16 protein-coding genes are annotated in these 18,811 nt (G+C 60.0%); 5 read left to right on the top strand and 11 right to left on the bottom strand.

Features of this window, described 5'->3' with window-relative positions; genetic code table 11:
* The first annotated feature begins 7 nt into the window (after window positions 1-7).
* Window positions 8-1,513: a tripartite tricarboxylate transporter permease gene (locus tag Q1A63_RS04730; RefSeq protein ID WP_299630876.1), complete on the top strand. Its 1,506-nt coding sequence runs from the start codon at window positions 8-10 to the stop codon at window positions 1,511-1,513.
* 24 nt (window positions 1,514-1,537) lie between these two features.
* On the opposite strand, the gene Q1A63_RS04725 is transcribed toward Q1A63_RS04730, so the two are convergent.
* Together Q1A63_RS04725 and Q1A63_RS04720 are read right to left on the bottom strand one after the other, a co-directional pair.
* Window positions 1,538-2,515, bottom strand: a complete 978-nt coding sequence (locus Q1A63_RS04725; RefSeq protein ID WP_299630874.1) for a 2-dehydropantoate 2-reductase — start codon at window positions 2,513-2,515, stop codon at window positions 1,538-1,540.
* Window positions 2,512-4,053: an acyl--CoA ligase gene (locus Q1A63_RS04720; protein ID WP_298970423.1), complete on the bottom strand. Its 1,542-nt coding sequence runs from the start codon at window positions 4,051-4,053 to the stop codon at window positions 2,512-2,514. The genes Q1A63_RS04725 and Q1A63_RS04720 overlap by 4 nt, the downstream gene beginning before the upstream one ends.
* Window positions 4,054-4,133: 80 nt before the next feature.
* On the opposite strand from Q1A63_RS04720, the gene Q1A63_RS04715 reads away from it, so the two are divergent.
* The 4 genes from Q1A63_RS04715 (at window position 4,134) to Q1A63_RS04700 (ending at window position 8,594) form a co-directional block, all read left to right on the top strand.
* Window positions 4,134-4,466, top strand: coding sequence for a hypothetical protein (locus Q1A63_RS04715; protein ID WP_299630872.1), 333 nt, complete (start codon window positions 4,134-4,136; stop codon window positions 4,464-4,466).
* A 162-nt stretch (window positions 4,467-4,628) separates the two neighbouring features.
* Window positions 4,629-6,647: a hypothetical protein gene (locus Q1A63_RS04710; RefSeq protein ID WP_299630870.1), complete on the top strand. Its 2,019-nt coding sequence runs from the start codon at window positions 4,629-4,631 to the stop codon at window positions 6,645-6,647.
* Window positions 6,648-6,658: 11 nt separating this feature from the next.
* On the top strand, window positions 6,659-7,903 hold the full coding sequence (locus tag Q1A63_RS04705; RefSeq protein WP_298970429.1) for a hypothetical protein: 1,245 nt from the start codon (window positions 6,659-6,661) through the stop codon (window positions 7,901-7,903).
* Window positions 7,904-7,922: 19 nt separating this feature from the next.
* Window positions 7,923-8,594, top strand: a complete 672-nt coding sequence (locus Q1A63_RS04700; protein ID WP_298970431.1) for a hypothetical protein — start codon at window positions 7,923-7,925, stop codon at window positions 8,592-8,594.
* A gap of 93 nt (window positions 8,595-8,687) precedes the next feature.
* On the opposite strand, the gene Q1A63_RS04695 is transcribed toward Q1A63_RS04700, so the two are convergent.
* From Q1A63_RS04695 to Q1A63_RS04655, 9 genes are all read right to left on the bottom strand, one after another.
* On the bottom strand, window positions 8,688-11,081 hold the full coding sequence (locus Q1A63_RS04695; protein WP_299630867.1) for a transketolase: 2,394 nt from the start codon (window positions 11,079-11,081) through the stop codon (window positions 8,688-8,690).
* A complete protein-coding gene (locus Q1A63_RS04690; protein ID WP_298970435.1) occupies window positions 11,078-11,479 on the bottom strand; it encodes a hypothetical protein in 402 nt (133 codons plus the stop codon). The genes Q1A63_RS04695 and Q1A63_RS04690 overlap by 4 nt, the downstream gene beginning before the upstream one ends.
* Window positions 11,480-11,495: 16 nt before the next feature.
* Window positions 11,496-12,200: a TetR/AcrR family transcriptional regulator gene (locus tag Q1A63_RS04685; protein WP_298970437.1), complete on the bottom strand. Its 705-nt coding sequence runs from the start codon at window positions 12,198-12,200 to the stop codon at window positions 11,496-11,498.
* A gap of 2 nt (window positions 12,201-12,202) precedes the next feature.
* Entirely contained in the window at window positions 12,203-13,129 is a 927-nt protein-coding gene (locus Q1A63_RS04680; RefSeq protein ID WP_298970439.1) for a 3-keto-5-aminohexanoate cleavage protein, read from the bottom strand.
* Between the two features lie 8 nt (window positions 13,130-13,137).
* Complete coding sequence (locus Q1A63_RS04675) at window positions 13,138-15,618, bottom strand: xanthine dehydrogenase family protein molybdopterin-binding subunit (protein WP_298970441.1); 2,481 nt, start codon at window positions 15,616-15,618, stop codon at window positions 13,138-13,140.
* Window positions 15,619-15,636: 18 nt separating this feature from the next.
* The gene (locus tag Q1A63_RS04670; protein WP_298970442.1) at window positions 15,637-16,140 is read right to left on the bottom strand and encodes a (2Fe-2S)-binding protein; all 504 of its coding nucleotides are present in this window, start codon (window positions 16,138-16,140) and stop codon (window positions 15,637-15,639) included.
* Between the two features lie 32 nt (window positions 16,141-16,172).
* Window positions 16,173-17,033, bottom strand: a complete 861-nt coding sequence (locus Q1A63_RS04665) for a xanthine dehydrogenase family protein subunit M (protein WP_298970444.1) — start codon at window positions 17,031-17,033, stop codon at window positions 16,173-16,175.
* Window positions 17,034-17,055: 22 nt separating this feature from the next.
* A complete protein-coding gene (locus tag Q1A63_RS04660) occupies window positions 17,056-17,976 on the bottom strand; it encodes an SMP-30/gluconolactonase/LRE family protein (RefSeq protein ID WP_298970446.1) in 921 nt (306 codons plus the stop codon).
* A gap of 317 nt (window positions 17,977-18,293) precedes the next feature.
* Window positions 18,294-18,476 carry a hypothetical protein gene (locus Q1A63_RS04655; RefSeq protein ID WP_298970448.1) on the bottom strand — a complete coding sequence of 61 codons (183 nt, stop codon included), beginning with the start codon at window positions 18,474-18,476 and terminating at the stop codon, window positions 18,294-18,296.
* Between the last annotated feature and the right edge of the window lie 335 nt (window positions 18,477-18,811).

The raw sequence follows: 18,811 nt of genomic DNA, 5'->3' as shown, positions 1-18,811 counted from the left end.
GCTGACGATGGAAGTTCTCGCTCTTCTCACTGACGGCATGCTGCTCGCCCTGCAGCCGCTGAACCTGACGATGATCGTCATCGGGGTCAGCGTTGGCCTGTTGATCGGGGCCATGCCCGGTCTGGGCTCCGTCAATGGCGTCGCGATCCTCTTGCCGGTCACTTTCCTTGTGCCGCCCGGCTCGGCGATCATCTTTCTGGCGGCGATCTACTATGGGGCGATGTATGGCGGAGCCATTTCATCTGTCACGCTGGGCATACCCGGCGCGTCCACGGCGGTTGCGACAACATTTGATGGACGTCCGTTGGCGCGCCAAGGCAAGGCAAGCCTGGCGCTGGTCACCGCCGCCCTCGCCTCCTTCGTCGGCGGCACGGTTGCCAATGTGCTCTTTACGCTCTTTGCGCCTGCCCTTGCCTCCGTCGCCCTGTCCTTTGGCCCGCCCGAGGTTTTTGCCCTGATGCTGCTGGCCTTTGCCACTTTCGTCGGGCTGGGCGGCGACGATATTCCAAAGACGGTCTTTTCCATCTGCTTTGGGCTTGTGTTGGGCTCCGTCGGGTTCGACCAGATTTCCGGCGCGCCGCGACTTATCCTCTTCGAGATGAATGGCTTTTTGCAGGGCATCGGGTTTCTGATCCTCGCCATTGGCGTCTACGGCATCGGAGAAATGCTCTGGACGATCGAGCAGACCCGCGGTGAAGTGACAACCACAACCCCCAAGATGACCATGAAGGGGATGGCCGCCGACACCAAAGAAGCCACCAAACGCGGCTGGAAGGGCACGATGATCGGATCCTTCCTGGGGTTCTTTGTCGGGGTGCTGCCCGCCGCAGGGGCCACGCCCGGATCGTTGATGTCCTACGGCGTGGCCAAGATGGTATCGCGCAAGCCCGAAACCTTCGGCAAGGGGAACCCAGACGGTGTTGCGGCGCCCGAAGCGGCCAACAATTCCGCCTCCACCGGATCGATGCTGCCAATGCTGACGCTTGGCATTCCGGGCTCGCCTACCACGGCCATCCTGTTGGGCGGCATGGTGATCTGGGGTCTGGTGCCCGGACCGCGGCTTTTCGTGGATGAGACAGAGTTCGTCTGGGGCCTGATCGGCTCCTTCTATGTCTCCAACATGGCCGCTGTGCTGATCAACCTTGCCTTCATCCCGCTTTTCATCTGGATGTTGCGCATGCCCTTCACGATCCTTGCGCCGATGATTTTTGTCCTCTCCATCGTCGGCGGCTATGCCGCCACGCGCGACATGTTCGACATCTGGCTGATGGTGATTTTCGGGATCGGCGCGTTTTTCCTGCGCAAGTTCGACTACCCGCTGGCGCCTGCCGTGCTGGCCATCGTGCTGGGCCCCATTGCCGAGCCGACGTTGCGCCAGTCACTGCTCTTGTCCTCCGGTGATCCGTCGATCTTCTTTACCCGCCCCATTGCCGGGCCGATCACGATCATTGCGCTGATCCTGATCTTCCTGCCCGCCCTGAAGCTCATACGCAGAAAGCGCGCGACGGCCTGAGGCTGAGGCATTCGGACAGCCGATCTAGCTGTATAGCCCCGCCGTGCGACCGCGCAGCTGTATCAGCGCCAGTACCGTGTCGATGGTCGGTGTCGGCGTCTCCGTCACCCGCCCCAGTTCCTGAACAGATCCCACCAGCGCATCGATTTCCATCGGACGCCCGGCGTCAAGATCCTGCAACATCGAGGTCCGGTGCGCGCCAACTTCCGCGCCGCCCTTGATCCGGCGATCCACGTCGATCGGGAATTTGACGCCGAGCTTTTCGGCGACGGCCTGCGCCTCAAGCATCATGTTGCGGGCCACCTCGCGTGTGCCGGGATCGGTGCAGAGCACATCCAGCGTCGCATGGGTGAGCGCCGAGATCGGGTTGAACGACAGGTTGCCCCAGAGCTTGACCCATATCTCATCGCGCAGTTTCGGACGCACCGGCGCTTTCAGGCCCGCCGCACTCAGCGCTTTCGACAGCGCCAGCGCCCGGTCTGATTTTGACCCATCCGGCTCGCCCAGCGAAAACCGGTTGCCTTCGATGTGGCGCACCACGCCCGGCTCGCTGACCTCCGCGGCGGGGTAGACCACGCAGCCCAGCACCCGGTCGGGCCCAAAGCCATCCCATTGCGCATTCCCGGGATCAACTGTGGCCAGACGGGTGCCCTCAAGGGGCCCACCAATCTTGTGAAAATACCACCACGGCACCCCGTTCACGCCGGAAACGATGGTGGTGTCCGGCCCGATCAAAGGCTGCATCTTGTCCACGACGGGTGGCACCGAATGCGCCTTGAGCGTGACGATCACATAGTCCTGCGGGCCAAGGGCGGCAGGATCTTCCGACACGGTGACCGGCACGTTGCTCTGCCCGCTTTCCTCGATCAGGGTCAGCCCGTTTGCCTGCATGGCGGCAAGGTGCGGACCGCGCGCCACCAGGCTGACCTCGGCCCCGGCTTGGGCCAGTTTCGCGCCCATGTAACCGCCGATGGCACCGGCGCCGAAGATACAGATCTTCATGAGGCGGCCTCTTTCACCAGCCCCAGTTTTTCAGCCAATCCAATGCGTTGCAGCTTACCGGTGGCTCCTTTGGGGATTTCATCCAGGATCACCACCTTGCGCGGCACCTTGAAATCGGCGAGCCGTTCCGCCACGAAATTGCGGATATCGCGCTCGCTGATCTCCTTGCCGTCGCGCAGCACAATTGCCGCCGCGACCTCCTCGCCAAGCTTGTCATGCGGCACAGCAAAGGTCAGCGCCTGCGCCACGTCGGGGTGGGCAGAGAGCACATCATCCACCTCCAGCGGACTGACCTTTTCGCCGCCCCGGTTGATGATCTCCTTGAGCCGCCCGGTCAGCGCCAGATACCCGTCCGCATCAAAGGCCCCCTGATCCCCGGTGCGGAACCAGCGCTTGCCCTCCACCTCGAAAAAGGCACCGGCGTTGGCGGAGGGGTTGTTTTCATAGCCTGGCGTCACGTTCGGGCCGGAAATCACCACCTCGCCAACGCCACCATCCAGCAGCTTTGGCGCGGCCTCATCCGCAACGCGAACCTCTGGGCCCGCGGGAACGCCAACGGCACCGGGCTTCTGCGCGCGGGGCGGCAAGGGGTTGGAGCACATCTGGTGGGCGGCTTCGGTCATGCCGTAGCCCTCGATCACCGGGGCGCCGAAGGTCTTGGCCAATTCTGTCATCACCGGCCCCGGCAGTGACGCCGAGGAGGAGCGCAAGAAGCGCAGGCGCGCCTTCTCGATGATCTCACCATTGCGCCCCGCACGCGACAGGATCGTCTGGTGCATGGTCGGCACAGCGGTATACCACGTCGGGTCCGCATCGCGCAGCCAGCCAAAGAACTTCAGCGCATCAAAGCCCGGCGCGCACCAGACCTGCCCGCCTGCCGCGAAGGTTGCGGAAACTGCCGCGACAAGCCCGTGAATGTGAAAGAGCGGCATGACGTTCAGGCAGCGATCCTCAGGCGTCAATGCCAGCGAGGCGGAAATGTTCTGCGCGGAGGCCGCGACATTCGAATGCAGCAGCGGCACGATCTTGGGGCGTGATGTTGTGCCGGAGGTATGCAGGATCAAGGCGACATCATCCGCACCGGGGTGCGCCGTATCAACCGTTCCCGCGGAGGTTTCGGCTTGCAGCGCAAAGCTGCCTGCCGGTGCGGCATCGTCGCGCGTCAGGCGCAGGATGGCGATCCCGAGCTTTTGCGCGGCAGCACAGGCAGGGCCCTCCTCCCCCGCCATCAACACCACCGCTTTGGCCTTCAAATCTTCGAGGTAAAAGGCGAACTCTTCCTCCCGGTAGGCCGGGTTCAAAGGCGCCGTGACGGCCGATTGTGCGATGGTAAAAAACGCCGCCGCCATTTCCGGCCCGTTCGGCAGTACGATGGCCACGCGGTCCCCCTTGCCCACACCCGCGGCATGCAAAGTGGTGCTGACGCGGTCCGACAGAGCGCGCAAACCGCCGTATGTCAACCAATCTCGTCCCGGTGCGCCAAGCGCGGGCGCGTCTTCAGGATGGCCTGCAATAAGACCCTGGACAGTTTCCACCACGTCAATTCTCCCTTAATGTCAGCGCTCTGTAATCTAGCCCGAACTGCACCAAGCGCAATGGCCCCGCCAAGGAAACTCATATGCCCTTCCTTGTCAGGTTTTCTGATCTGGAAATGGGCCTTGGAAATTCCCCGCTCAATGCACAAACATCTTTTGGCGGGGCCTTTTCCCCGGTCACAAAATCGGCGATTTTTGCGCGGCCGCTTGCGATCCAGATCATCGTCCAAAGCGTTCATAAGGCCGACCGTCGGCAGGAACTTAACCCGTTCAAAACCCGCAGAAACAATGCTGTTCATGTCCCGCCAATTGCACCGCCAAAGGACATCTTCCGACAGGTAGCGGTGGCCAAATTCCGCTTACGGCGGCTCCCCGTTTCACGACCGCGAGTTGAAAAAACCCCACAATTATGCTAATTCTTCGGCACATTTCGATTATTTTTACAAATTATTGCATCACATCAGGGCTCGTATTTCGGTCCACTCTTTTGCGGAATTTTTCACCGCCGACCATACCCAGAGATACATGTTCACCAATGTGCATGCGCTTTTAAAAGCCGTCTCGAAAGGGGTGCTATTATGGTTGGAACACCTTCTCTATTTCTCGTCAGAGACCTTGTTACCGAACGACTGAGCGAGCAGCCGCAAGACAAGCTGCAAACAGCCCTACAACACATCAACGCCGAACCCGCCTACAGCTATCTCGGCGCCTTGGGTGTCAATCTTTTCGACTTTGTGCCCGCAACGCCGCCCGGTCTGATCGACCCCACCGACAGTGGCCGACGCTATGATGCCCATGCTGCCATCTGGCGCGAACTCTTTACGATCCTGAGTGATCCCGATGCGCAAGACGACCCGGAACGCAATATCCTGTCGGTGCTGCGCCGGGTGCGCGCGCTGATCCGTCAGATTTCCGACATCGCCGATGAAGAGGACTTGTTGAAGTTTGTACCGCTGCAGGATGACATGGAGCGGTTCCAGGACGATCAGGAGATTATTGAGGATTTCATCCCACGGCTGACCAACGATGCCGTCTTTGCACCGATTTTCGATTTGATCACCATCGCTTCACGCCCGTTTGCCGCCGTAGACGAGGGAGAAAACCTTGTAGCCCCCGACCTTTGGGCCGTACGCGATCATCTCAGCGCCTTTCGCACCGGTGCTTTTGCTGAACGCCTCGTCACCCGCGCCCAGGAAATCTTTGATGCAACAGGCGACAGGCGGTTCCTCGCATATGCCTATGGCTTCAAGATGTCCTATTGCGGCAAGGCCACCGGCAGCCCGTTCATCAGCTCAATCGTCGGCAGCGTGCCGCGCCTGCATTGGTGGCGCACCCGTTGGATCGAACGTTTTGTCGATGCCTGGGCCTGGGGTTTCTACGATCCCGGCAAACCGGATGCGCTGGAAGACGGCGGCGAGGATTTTCAAAACTGGCGCAGCCTGTGTAATGCGGAGCTGCACAAACGGATCGAACTGGGGGATCTCGCAGGTGCGAACCCCATTGAGGTCATGCAGTCCACGGTGCTCAACCGGCCCCTGCCCGATGCCCTGCCCGAAGATTTTCGCAGCTTCATCGTCGAGGCCGTGCGTGACATCTATGGTGATGATGGGGCGCTGGCACTGGTCACGGAACGCCGTGTAAACGATGCGGTGGTCTGGTCCTGGCTGACGCTTTGGTTCACCACAAGTGCGGACGCCCTGGGCTGCAACCCGCCCCCGCCGCTCAGCATCGAAGACGGCACCGCCTTTTTCGATCCATCGACCGCTGATCCCTTCGAGATGGATGACGATGCAGGCGATGACGCGGATGAAGACGCGCCCAACCCGCTGGACGTTGAACCCGAACCCGCGCCGAACATGAAAAAAAGCGTCTGCGGCGCGATCCTGGCTGTTTTAGGCGTGGTTGCACTGGGCCTTTTGGGGCTGCTGCCTGCTCTGGCCGCCATTGCGGGTGGCATCGTTTTGATTGTCACAGGGGTCAAGGACATCAACTGGCCGGTGCTGCGGCGCGACCTTTATGTGGTGAAATGGTATCTCTACAATGCGCTGGATGGCATGAACCGAATGCTGGTTTTCGGCGGGCTTGCGCATCCTTTCAGCAAGGAGCTCGACGATGCGGAGCTGCGGCTGGAAGCGCCCAACCTCGACAGCCCGCCCTGTGGTTTTCCCGCAGGCCCAAGCCTCTTTACCGCGACCAGCACGGATTTGTTCCCCAACGAAATCTGGGATGCGGACAATCTGTTGCAAAGCTGGATTTGCCCTGCGGCCACTCACTCCACCGGCATGGAAACACCCCCTGCAGTGGGCTTTTCGGGGTTCGGCACGCCCGATCTCTTTATCGACAGACCGTCCGACCCGGATATCGCCGGCCTCATTCTGGATCACAGGAGTTTTCCGGCCCCGGCGTCCTGGCCTGACCCCGGCGCGCCCAATATCTATGCCAGCGCCGTTGATAACGCGATCGATGTGATCCTGCGCGAGGGTGAAGTTCCCCTGCCGGACCTCAACCTGCAAGGCGACCGCGGCATCGGTTTCCACGCCTGGGAATTTGCCGATGCAACCTATCAGCTCCCACTCCAGATCGACCCCGCGTCTTAAGGAGAGTAACGATGACAGCTTCAAAAACGCACCAGAACCCCGACAAAAAACGCCCCGACCGGAAAAAACCGCCAACCGATCATTGCGGCCCTGATGGCGGTCCGACGGAAGACCCCAAACCCAAAGAACCGAAACGGCGACGTCCGCGGTTCGATCCCTGCCGCACCCCCCCCGCGACACCCTATCTGGTGATCAGGTCCTGGGGTGAAGACCTCGGCGTGCGGCCGATACCGCCCGAAGACGCCGCCAGCCTTGCCTATAGTCCTGACATCCCCTTTGTGCCCGAGCAAACGCCGGACGGGTCGATCATCTTGCAATGCTGGATCACTAATATCGGCTTGGGCCCTGCCGCACCGGTTCAGATTGAGTTTTTCCTGATGCCGCCCAGCATCACCCAGCCCGGGCCGTCCCCTGTGTTGGTCGCGACCGAACATGCGATCATCTCACCGCATACCTCCAAGCTTGTGCGGACGCGGCCACTGTCGTTTCCCAACCCCTTTGGCGGCGGTTTGGCCCAAGGTATCGTGGTCAGATGCAGCACGCCGTTTGACCGCCATGCAGATACGCTCGATCCGGTACAGGATCGGCATGTCGCGGTGATGAATGCCTGGCCGATTATCGATCAGGCACCGGATGTCTCGCTTGGTCTATCCAACCTGACGGCCCGCCCCGCCACGGCACGCGTTGAGGTGTTGACCCACCGGATCAGACTGCGCGGCGATACCCCCACAACCCCAGCCATCCGAGCCCGTTTCGCCGGGCAGGATTTGTTGGAAATCGGCGAAGGGCGCGCAGATGTCGCCCGACATCTGGACACAGCATCAGACCTAAAGCTGCGCCACAGAAAGGTATTTCGGCGCACCTTGAACGGACTGCGTCCGGAACGCGCCCCAAAGGCATCCTTGCAATCGACACCCCAGGCGGACCAGGTAACCATTGAGGCCAGCGTTGGCGAAACCGCGCGGAAACTGTTTCCAACGGCTGATTTCACGCGCCGTCGCAATGCAACGCCGACGGGCGCCTGTGACCTGCCCCCCGGTCGGCACACGGTCGTTGAAGGTATCGCGCTTGGCGCTTTCGAAGAACGCACCCTCAACGTGAAAATTGCACCGACCCAAAGACTCAAGGAGGACGAGTATCTGGCTGTGCATTTGTTCCACGTGGATGAGGCCGAAAACGTTTTCCAAGGGCGGCTGTGTCTGATGCTTGGCCGGTCCCGGATCAAGGCAACAAAGGAAAAAGCTGCAACCTCATAACAAGTTCAAGGATAAAACAATGCACAACTCTCTCAAGATTTCACTCGCCTGCCTCTCCACACTCGCGGTTCTGGGCTGCACGGAAGTTCTGGACAGTCAGGCAAATGGCGCAGCCCCCAGCGGCCCCGGCCCCCTGGCTGGCCCGCCCGCAGGTGACAGCGCATCGTCCTCCGGAAATGTGATATATAATTCGGGGAACACGCAACTGCTGGCCGATGGGTCGTCTTCAGGTGTGCTGAACCTCGTGACCGGCGGCAAACCCCACAACACAGACAGCTACACAATCTCCTTCAGCGGCGTGAAACTGACGATCACCGAAGAACCCGTGCTGGCCATTGATGCGCTTGATACAAGTGGTCAATTGGCCTGCGGCCTGGAAATCGCCGGGGGTGAATTCCGCCTGGTTTCCGGCGCGGGCACCAGCATGATCGGAACCTATTCCGGCAATGCCGACCAGCATAATGTGGTGATGCGTCTGGACCTGGACGGCAACCGGTGCTTTGTCGTGATCACCCAAGTGGCGCAGGGCACAAGCGGTCCACAAATACAGGCTCCGATTGAGGCGAACGGCCCGATATTTGCTTCCAGCTTCGGCGACCTCGACCGCCTGCGGGTCGCTTGGGAAGAGACCGCCGGTGCCGGCGCAACGAGCTACTTCCTCGGGCGCACGGTCATCTCCAAGCAAAATTGATGTGCGGAACACTGTGCAGGCACATGCGCCACACGCGGATCAACACCGCGAAAGAACTCTGTCGGCGAAAGTATCAGCAGGACGTAAGCTCGCTTACGAACCAGTTCCTTTTCGTCGCTCCGGCAATCCAAATGGCCGACCGGGTGATAGGCCACTTGCCGTCAGGGCAATCGCCTCTGCATCGATCCCGAAATGTCGATATAGGTCCTGCACGGTTCCGGTTTGACCAAAGTGCTCAACGCCGAGACCCGCCGTTCGGTGACCCACCACGCCGCCCAGCCAGCTTAAGGTCGCAGGATGACCATCAATGACGGTTACCACAATGGCGTGACGTGGCACGTCCTGCAGCAGCCGTTCGATATGCGCCCGCGCCCCGGCGTCTCCGCGGGACCGGACGCGTTGTGCCGCCTGCCATCCGGCATTCAGGCGGTCCGCTGAGGTTACGGCCAACACCCCGATGTCACGACGCGTGCCGGCCAACAGGCCTGCAGCGGCAATCGCTTCGGTCGCGATGGTTCCCTGATAGGCGATCACCAGATCGCAGTTCGGTCCGGGCGGGCGCAGCCAATAGGCACCGTCGACAATACCCTGCCGTAGGGTCGCATCCAACGCGCGAGTGGGCTGTTCAAGCGGACGGGTGGACAGGCGCAGATAGACCGCGCCACCGGTTTCATCGCGCAGCCAGGTGCGTTCGTCCTGCACCGCGTCACCATCGCGTTGCATGTAGTCAAAGCCCCATGCCATCATCACCGCCAATTCGTCGGCAAAGGCAGGTTCAAAACTCGCCAGCCCGTCCTGGCTCATCCCAATCAGCGGCGTGGCGATGGATTGGTGGGCACCGCCCTCTGAGGCGAGGCTGACCCCGGAGGGTGTGCCCACCAGCAAAAACCGCGCATCCTGATAGCAGGCGTAATTGAGCGCATCGAGCGCGCGGCTGACAAACGGGTCGTAGAGCGTGCCAATCGGCAAAAGCCGTTCGCCAAACATAGAATGGCTGAGCCCGGCAGCGCCGAGCAGCAGACACAGGTTCATCTCGGCGATGCCAAGCTCGATATGCTGGCCTTCGGGCGAGAAGCGCCACTTCTGCGTGCTGGGGATCTGTTCCGCGCGAAAGGTGTCGGCCAGTTCTGCGCGGCCAAACAAACCGCGCCGATTTACCCAAGGGCCAAGATTGGTCGATACCGTGACATCTGGCGACATCGTCACGATGCGCGCGGCGAGCCCGTTTTTCCCCTTCGCCAGCGCATCGAGTATCTTGCCGAATGCGGCCTGGGTCGAGATTGTCTTGTCCCCTGGCGGTGCGATCTGTGGCACCTCGATGTTGGTTGTGGAGGCACGGCGCGGTCCTTTTGCAAAAAACGGTACGCGGCCCAGGGCCTCTTTCAAGGCTCCGCCCGCGTCGTTCAATCCTTCGAAGCGGTCCCACTCGTGCCCTTGCCGCACGCTCATGTCCTTTTGGAACGCGGCCAGTTGGTCCTTGGTCATCAGGCCTGCGTGATTGTCCTTGTGCCCGGCCAGCGGTGTGCCCCACCCCTTCACCGTATAGGCGATAAAAGCTGTGGGTGTGTCGTCCTCAATTCCGTCGAAGGCCGCCTTCAAAGTTTCAAGGCAATGCCCGCCAAGGTTCGTCATCAACCGAGCAAGCGCCGCGTCTGTACGACGCTCCAACAGGGCTGTGACGTCGCCCTGATCGCCGATCTCATCCATCAGCCGTGCGCGCCATGCGGTCCCGCCCTGATAAGTCAGCGCCGAATAAATCGAGTTCGGGCAACTGTCGATCCATATGCGCAGGGCGCCGCCGCCGGGCTCCGCAAAGGCAGCGCGCTGCAACGCGCCATATTTCAACATCTCGACCCGCCAGCCGAAAGCCTCAAATATCCCGGCGATCCGGTCCTTGAGCCCCTCATGGACAATCCCATCAAGGCTTTGACGGTTATAGTCGATGATCCACCAGGTGTTGCGCAACCCGTGCTTCCAGCCTTCTTGCAGGCATTCGTAGATATTGCCCTCATCCAGTTCGGCGTCACCCATCAGGGAAATCATCCGACCCGGTGCAGTGATCCCAGACCAGTCTTTGGCAATCAGGAAATCCTGCACCATGGAAGCGAATGCAGTGATGGCCACGCCAAGGCCTACCGAGCCTGTCGAGAAATCCACATCATCCACGTCCTTGGTGCGGCTGGGGTAGCTTTGCACGCCACCAAAACCACGGAAATTCTCCAGGTTCTCGCGGGATTGATTGCCCATCAGATACTGGATCGCGTGAAACACCGGCCCCGCATGCGGCTTCACGGCGATGCGGTCTTCGGGCCGCAGAACCGCGAAATAGAGCGCCGTCATGATCGACACCATGGAGGCCGAAGAGGCCTGATGCCCGCCGACCTTGATCTCGTCGCTATCGCGCAGGTGATTGGCGTTGTGGATCGTCCAGCAGGCGAGCCAAAGCACCTTCTTTTCGATTTCCTTCAGCTGTTCGAGATCGGTCATGCCCGTGCAGCCGCTTTGGCCAGCAGCGCCTCTTGATCAACAATCGCGCGTGCCATCCGGCCTTTCCCGATACGCCCCGCGGCATCCTCCGCCCAGACATCAAACCAATAAAGCGGGCCTTCGCTTTGCGTGAACTGCGCCGTTGTTTTCACATCGCCGCCAACAGCTGTAGGCGCAATGTGCGACACTTCGATCCGCGCGCCGACTGAGACTTTGCCGTCTTCAAGAAGCGGGGCAAGCAGTGCCGCGCAGGCCCGCTCCATATCCGCGATCATGAAGGGCGTGCCAAACACGGCGGGCAGCACCTCACCCCCCTCGGCCAAAGCCAAAGCCGTGCGCGTTTCATCCACCTTATCATGCAATTGATGTGTCGCGCCGGTCTGAAGCGTGGTTTCCATTTGGCCGTCCTTTTCCCTAAGCGATTGTCAAAGTGAGAAATCCTGCGGTGTGAAAGCGCACAAGCGTTTCGAAACTGTCCTCAGGTGGGCGTTGTGCCCTACGCCCCGACAACCGTTCGGGACGTCCGGTGGCGGCACAAATACCCAGCATGGCGGCAACCATCGCAGAAAAGCCGTCAACGACATCTTCGGGGTTCGCTCCGGCCAGTGCGCGTTGCAATTCGGCGATGTATTCACGCGCTGTTTCATCGTAGTGGCGCGCGATAATTTCCGTTCCCAAAGGCGAGTTGGCCAGCCGACCCATCAATGCCGCATAGTTGCGCCACCCCACGTCGCCATGGCTGGCCGACTGTATGAACGGGCTGACATAGTCGCGCACCAATTGCACAATCGGGATCGCATCCCCGCCCGCGCGCTGCCGTGCCTCTGCCAGCGCCTCGCGGCGCTGACCCGTCATAATGTCAGCACGGCGCGCGACCACGGCATCAAACAGCTGCTCTTTCGGACCGAAATGATAGCCGATGGAGTGGATCTGCAGGCCCGCCGCCGACGCCACGTCCCGGATTGACGCGCCATCGTACCCACGGTCGGCAAAAAGCTGTTCGGCGGCGTCCAAAATCCGTTCACGAGTTTCACCCGACCGACCGCCCTTGGGACGTCCGGGTTTGCGCACCGTTGCAGGCGTCTGGTCCAGTTTCAGACTGCGAAGCTCCTGGCGCATCGTCATGCCGCCTGCCGCTGTGGTGCCAGCATCAAAATCTGACGCGCCTCGTCCGCCGTGGCCACGCGCCCCCCCAGCGTCTCGATCAGGGTCTTCGCCGCGCGCACCTGATCCGCATTGGAGGTCGACAACTCGCCCGGTCCCGACCAGAGCGAATCCTCCAGCCCGACACGGACGTGGCCACCGCCTGATACAACGGTGGCGGCAACCCGCATTTGATGTGCACCCGCCCCAAGCGCCGACCAGACCATATCATCACCAAACAGCCGCAGCGCGGTGCGGCGCATATGCGCGATGTCATCGGGATGCGCGCCAATCCCACCCAGCAAACCAAACACCGTTTGCACGAAAAACGGTGCCTTCACCGCACCTTTGTCTGCGAAATGCGCAAGGTTATAGAGATGCGCGGTGTCATAGCATTCGAACTCGAACCGTGTGCCATTGTCGCGGCAGGCATCAAGGATATAGTCGATATCCTTGTAGCTGTTGCGGAAAACCAGATCCTTTGACCCTTCAAGATGCGCCTTTTCCCAACCCTCAAGGTCGGGGTAGCGGCGCTGCATCGGGAACAGCCCCATATTCATTGATCCCATGTTGAGGGACGCCAGTTGCGGCGCAAACTGCGCGGCCGGGCGCACCCGTTCCTCAACGGTCATATAGGGGCTGCCGCCCGTGGTCAGATTGAGCACGGCATCGGTTTGTGCGCCGATTTGCGGCACAATGCGGCCAAATCCTTCGACACTTTGATCCGGTTGTCCGGTCTCGTCATTGCGCGCGTGCAGGTGCAGGATCGCCGCCCCTGCTTCCGCAGCCGCGACGGCGGAAGCCACGATTGCATCCGAAGACGCGGGCAAATGCGGCGACATGGCGGGCGTATGAATCGCACCGGTGATGGCACAGGTGACAATGACGGGGCGACGTTTCGACATCTGGGCTCCTATCCGGTCGCTGCCTGCTCCGCATCGCGGATCAACCCACGCAGGATTGGTGGCGTGACCGGCAGCGATGCTATCTTAACGCCGCGATCCGACAATGCATCCTCGATTGCGCTGGTCAGTGCCGATGGCGCCCCAAGCCGCCCGCCTTCACCGCCGCCCTTGATACCGTACTCAGTATAGGGCGACGGTGTCTCGACATGACCCAATTTGAAATTGCGCGGCATTTCATTGGCCGTCGGCATGGCGAATTCAGCAAAATTTGGGTTGGTGAACTGCCCGTCTTCGTCATACTCGAACACCTCGCTCAGCGTGGTGCCGATGCCATTGGCTGTTCCCCCCCAGACCTGACCGGCCAGGGTGCGCGGGTTCACCATGGTGCCGTTATCATGCACGGCGGTATAGTCGAGGATCTCAACCTTGCCGGTGCCGGGATCTACCTCGACCGCGACGATGTGGCAGATATGGCCGACGATCGGATAGAAAATCCCAAGGTGGCTGCGGTCTTCCGCCGGGTCCGTCGACAGGGGGTGATCGTAGACTGCCGTCGTTTCGATCCCACTGTCGAATTCTTCGCCATCGGGAAAGCTGAGCCGGAAGAAGCTGGAGGTCAGCGCGATCTCCCCAAAGGCCTTCTCCTGATCTTTCAAGCCCTTCACTGCGACCGCCCCGTTGCGGAGTTCCACATCCTCGGGACGGCGTTGCAGCATATGCGCGCCGAACCGTTTCAGCTTCTCCTCCAGCTTGATCGAGGCGCTGACGCAAGCGCCAGCAATCATCGCCGTGAAGCGACTGCCTTGCGGACCGACGCCGTTAAAACCCGACTGGCTGTCGGAGTAGTTGAACACGATATCTTCGGGCGCGATGGTCAGGCGTTCGGCGAGGATTTGCGCCACCACCGTTTCAGGGGAGTTTCCAACCATCGGCGAATTCAGCGTCACAAACATCTTGCCCGACGGATCAAGCCGCACGGTGATGCCCTCGGGTGTCGAGGTCAGCGTAAAACCAGGTGTCTCCTTGTTGTTGAGCGACCACCATTCTGTGGGGCCATACACGCTGCGTTCCATGCAGGTCGCAAGGCCCACGCCCACACAGCGCCCCTTGGCGCGCATCGCGCGTGCCTTGCTGCGCCACCCATCGAAATCAAACATCGTCTTGGCCTCTTCCAGCACCTTCTGGAAATTGCCGCTGTCATAAATATTGCCGGTGGGGATCATATAGGGAAACTGATCCGGCTGGATCATGTTCTGCTCACGCAACGCCACCGGATCGCGACCCAACTCTTCGGCGGCGGCATCGACCATCCGCTCCATCACCCAATTGGTCACCTCAGAGCCGAAACCGCGATAAGGACCCTGCTGTGTCTTGTTGGTCAGCACCGCCATGACCCGCATCCCGAAACTCTGGATTTGATAGGGGCCGGTGACCTGCGCCATCGCGTTGCCATGGGTGCCAACACCGAATTGCAGATAGGCGCCGTAATCGTCCATCACGGTGAACCGCAGCGAGGTGAAAGTGCCATCCTCAGCCATGGCCAGTTCCGCGTCGTAAAGACGATCAGACCCATGGCTGTCGGAATTGGTGAAATGCTCCAGCCGGTCCTCGATATATTTCACCGGCACGCCCGCCAGCCGGGCAAGACCCGCTGTCAGGATGATAATTTTGTGGTTGAATACTTTCGAGCCAAAACTGCCGCCCGTCAGCACAGGAATGATCCGCAACTCGCCCGGAGACACGCGCAACGATCCACCGATCACAAAGGGGATGAAATTGTAGAAATTCGAATTGGAATGAATCGTGTAGCCGCCTTTGAAGGGATCAAATTGCGCCACCACGCCGCATGTCTCAATCGCCTGTGCAGAGGATCGCTGCCAACGCAGCCGCCGTTTCACAACAGTATGGGCTTCGGCAAAGTGCTGATCCACATCGCCAAAGCTGAAACTCTCATCCAGCGCCACATTGCTGTCACGGTCATCGGGATGCAGCAACGCATCACCTGCTGCCGCGGCAGCGACTTCCAGATCGACGTTAGGGGGTAAAATCTCCCACTCGACTTCGACCAATTCGGCGGCATCCTCTGCGATATATCGATCCTCTGCCACCACCGCCGCCACGACCTCGCCGACATGGCGCACCTTGCCCACGGAAATCGCATGCTGCGTAATCGGCGGCGCGGCGAAGCTAGGACACGGATCGGCAACTGTTGCCAGGTCTTCTCCGGTATAGACCCCAATCACGCCGGGCAGCGCCTTCGCCTTTGAGGTGTCGATGCTGACAATACGCGCATGCGCATGCGGGCTCGATACCATCGCCGCGTGCGCCATGCCGGGCACGGCGACGTCGTCAATGTAGCCGCCCTTTCCCGATAGGATCCGGGGATCTTCGACGCGCTTCATGCTTTGGCCAATCCAGGTCATGCCGGTGCGCGGCACCTCACGTTGACGGCTTGGGGGAATGACGTTGCTTTTGAGATGCGATGACATGGCTGTGGTCCTCCTGCGTCAGACGGGCTGAGGCGTGGTTTCGGTGTCTGTCTCGCGCAGTTTGACCGCGGCAGAGCGAATGGCGCTGATGATGAATTCATACCCTGTGCACCGGCACAGATTGCCGGAGATCGCCTCGCGAATTTCGTCGTCCGTGGGGTCGGGATTCTGCGCCAGCAGTTCTTGCGCCGTGGCCAGCATGCCCGGCGTGCAAAAACCGCATTGCAGCCCATGTTCTTCCCAGAACGCCTGCTGGATCGGATGCAAGGCATCGCCCTGCGTCAGCCCCTCAACGGTCGTGATCTCGGAGCCTTCGACCTGCACGGCAAACATCAGACAAGACCGCACGGCCTGCCCATCGACAATCACGTTACAGGAGCCACAGACCCCGTGTTCGCAGCCGACGTGGGTGCCGGGAAGGGACAACTCCTGGCGGATGAAGTCAGATAACAACATGCGCGGCGGTACCGTTGCCTCGCGCGCGCGTCCGTTGACGGTCACTTTGAATGATACTTTGGTCATGTTCGTCCCCCCCTCGGTGAATTGATTGCCCGTCATGTGGCGCGGGTTACAGCGTCGTTGAGCACTCGCGGCAGCAAAGCACGGATCAGGTCACGCTTGTATGCCGCACTGCCGGCACTGCTTTCGGCGGGTGTCGCTGCGTCGGCCACGGTGTCTGCCACCGCATCGAACAAGGACGCGCCGGGCGTTTGTTCGGTCAGGGCAGCTTCGGCATCGCGGAGCCGTGCAGCGCAGTCGTTGACCCCGGCCATGGCGATGCGGGGTGCTGCGATTTTGCCGTCACTGATCCGAAGCGTCGCAACGACCGTGCACCAGGCATAATCACCACGACGCATCGCCACTTCTTCAAATCCCCATCCAGTACCAGCCGCGGGTTTTGGAATGCGTACTTCGGTCAATATTTCGTCGGCCGCGATGGCAGTTTCATAGGTTCCGAGGAAAAAGTCCTGAGCTGCAATCACCCGGCTGGTTCCAACCTTTAACAACACTAATTCAGCTTCCAGTATTTGCATGATCGCGGGCATTTCAGACGCGGCATCTGCATGGCACAGATTGCCGCACAGCGTGCCACGATTGCGGACAGCGGCATGTGCGATCCAGTCGTATGCCTCTGCAACAATGGGAAAATGCTCTTTGATCAGATCCGAAGACTTGATCGCCGCGTGCCGCGCCAGGGCCCCGATTGCGATCACGCCGCCATCGTCGCGAATGTAATCCAGCTCTGATAACCGGTTGATGTCGATCAAACGCTCTGGCTGGGCCAATCGGTAGTTCATCATTGGAACGAGGCTTTGCCCACCTGCGAGAATGCGGGTGTCCCCGTCAGAGGCCAGCAGCGCAAGGGCAGCTTGCAAATCGTTGGGACACTCGTAGCTGAATGCAGATGGTTTCATGTGTTTTCCTCCCTCTTTCCCGTCAGCCCGCGAAACGCGGCTCGGGCACACCGCGAATGCCCAACCCGCGAATGCGAAACAGGCTCCCGGCGGCGAATTGCGGTTTGGTCTGTTTTGCAAACCCGTCATGCGCAGCAGGATGGGACACCCGTGCCATCGACGTGACATAGATGTCTTCAAGATCGGGCCCGCCAAACATCACCGATGTGATATTTCGCACCGGCATAGAGATCTTGCGCTCCACGCTGCCGTCTGGCGCATAACGGATCAAATCGCCTGAAATGACCTGAGCATTCCAAAGATACCCCTCGGCATCCACGGTGGAGCCATCCGCAAAGCCCGCATCAGCATGGGTCGAAGCAAATACACGCTTATTGGACGGCAGCCCTGTGGCCAGATCGTAATCATAGGCCCAAATCTCGTTTTTAAAGGTGTCGGCGAAGTAGAATGTTGCGTCGTCCGGGCTCCAACAGGGGCCATTGGAGCAAATGATCCCGTCTTCGATCCTGTGCAGGCTCAGGTCCGGGTCGAGCCGCCATAGCCCGCATATCCCCAACTCTTCTTTGTCGTCCATGCCGCCGGCGAAAAACCGGCCAAGACGGTCGCATTTGCCATCATTCAAGCGTGCGCGGGATGGATCATCATCGACCGACACAATCAACTCCGTTTTACCGGTGTCGAAGTCAAACGTGTAAAATCCATCTGTCAGCGCCAACACCGCACCGCCACCCTTTCGCAGCGCCAAGGCGCCGACATCTCTGGACAATGGCCAGGATTGCATCGCGCCCGTCAGAGGATCCAGCTGCCAGACCGCATCCTTGCCAACGCGCGGTCCGGTGCTGTCGACCCAATAAAGGAGCCCTGACTCGACATCCCAAATCGGGCCTTCACCCAGATGATTTTCGCATTTCAGAAGGCACTCTATCGTGAATTCCGCGACCACATCCAAATCCTTGCTGTCTGAGGCGACTCACCTCGTCAGGCAAGTTAACAATAATTTATACATACGTACAATTAATTAATTGGATTCGTCAGATCGGCCTTTTGGCTTCACCCACCAAACCGCTTTTCGACCGCGCTAGTATGTTGAGATAGCATAAAAGTTCGAGTCAATTCGGTTGGGGGGGTACCTCATCAAAAGAGAACACTGATGCCGCACTCGACCTTCTTGATCAATTGATTGTCTCCGGAATCGATCAAGCTTTTACGATATTCGCTCAACCTACGCTTCTCGGTGGGTGTATTTTCTAAGTCCGATACTTATGTGCGTATCGAACGTTGAATGTTTGATAGAACCAGCCCCACAACCACGAAGCCACCGCCCATCAGCATGGATCGATCCATTAGTTCGTCGAGGATCGACAAACCCAGAACAACGCCGAACACGGGCATCAGATTGGTAAAGCCGGTCGGCAGCAAACCAACGCTCGCCGGCCGTGACATCAATTTTGGTGCTGGTGTAATTCGGCGACCACGGCGTGTGGTATATCTTCAGTTTGTCTTGGCCGGGGGTGATGTTGCCTTTGATCGGAAATTTGCCATCCGGCAGCTCGGCCAGGGCGCGGTTCCACTTATCATTCCGGAAATCCCAAGGCGTCTGTGTTGGTGCCTGCCACACGCCTTTGGCTTGCTCCCACGAAATCGCTTCCAGATCAGTCTATTCTAACTGTACTCAACGAATGCCCAGGCTACAGCCGTTACATCATCGAGGATGGTGCTGAGGTAGAACCAACCCCAGCCGATGACCTTCAGATAGGTGAAGTCGGTCTGCCACAGCT

This window comes from uncultured Roseobacter sp. (genome assembly GCF_947499265.1).
Taxonomy (GTDB): domain Bacteria; phylum Pseudomonadota; class Alphaproteobacteria; order Rhodobacterales; family Rhodobacteraceae; genus Roseobacter.
This window is presented reverse-complemented; position numbering and strand designations above follow the sequence as displayed.

Coding starts and splice junctions, on each gene's coding strand:
- Q1A63_RS04665 (WP_298970444.1), bottom strand. CDS start 17,033: ATGAAACCATCTGCATTCAGCTACGAGTGTCCCAACGATTTGCAAGCT.
- Q1A63_RS04675 (WP_298970441.1), bottom strand. CDS start 15,618: ATGTCATCGCATCTCAAAAGCAACGTCATTCCCCCAAGCCGTCAACGT.
- Q1A63_RS04670 (WP_298970442.1), bottom strand. CDS start 16,140: ATGACCAAAGTATCATTCAAAGTGACCGTCAACGGACGCGCGCGCGAG.
- Q1A63_RS04695 (WP_299630867.1), bottom strand. CDS start 11,081: ATGACCGATCTCGAACAGCTGAAGGAAATCGAAAAGAAGGTGCTTTGG.
- Q1A63_RS04725 (WP_299630874.1), bottom strand. CDS start 2,515: ATGAAGATCTGTATCTTCGGCGCCGGTGCCATCGGCGGTTACATGGGC.
- Q1A63_RS04705 (WP_298970429.1), top strand. CDS start 6,659: ATGACAGCTTCAAAAACGCACCAGAACCCCGACAAAAAACGCCCCGAC.
- Q1A63_RS04700 (WP_298970431.1), top strand. CDS start 7,923: ATGCACAACTCTCTCAAGATTTCACTCGCCTGCCTCTCCACACTCGCG.
- Q1A63_RS04680 (WP_298970439.1), bottom strand. CDS start 13,129: ATGTCGAAACGTCGCCCCGTCATTGTCACCTGTGCCATCACCGGTGCG.
- Q1A63_RS04730 (WP_299630876.1), top strand. CDS start 8: ATGGAAGTTCTCGCTCTTCTCACTGACGGCATGCTGCTCGCCCTGCAG.
- Q1A63_RS04690 (WP_298970435.1), bottom strand. CDS start 11,479: ATGGAAACCACGCTTCAGACCGGCGCGACACATCAATTGCATGATAAG.
- Q1A63_RS04715 (WP_299630872.1), top strand. CDS start 4,134: ATGCCCTTCCTTGTCAGGTTTTCTGATCTGGAAATGGGCCTTGGAAAT.
- Q1A63_RS04710 (WP_299630870.1), top strand. CDS start 4,629: ATGGTTGGAACACCTTCTCTATTTCTCGTCAGAGACCTTGTTACCGAA.
- Q1A63_RS04685 (WP_298970437.1), bottom strand. CDS start 12,200: ATGCGCCAGGAGCTTCGCAGTCTGAAACTGGACCAGACGCCTGCAACG.
- Q1A63_RS04655 (WP_298970448.1), bottom strand. CDS start 18,476: ATGTCACGGCCGGCGAGCGTTGGTTTGCTGCCGACCGGCTTTACCAAT.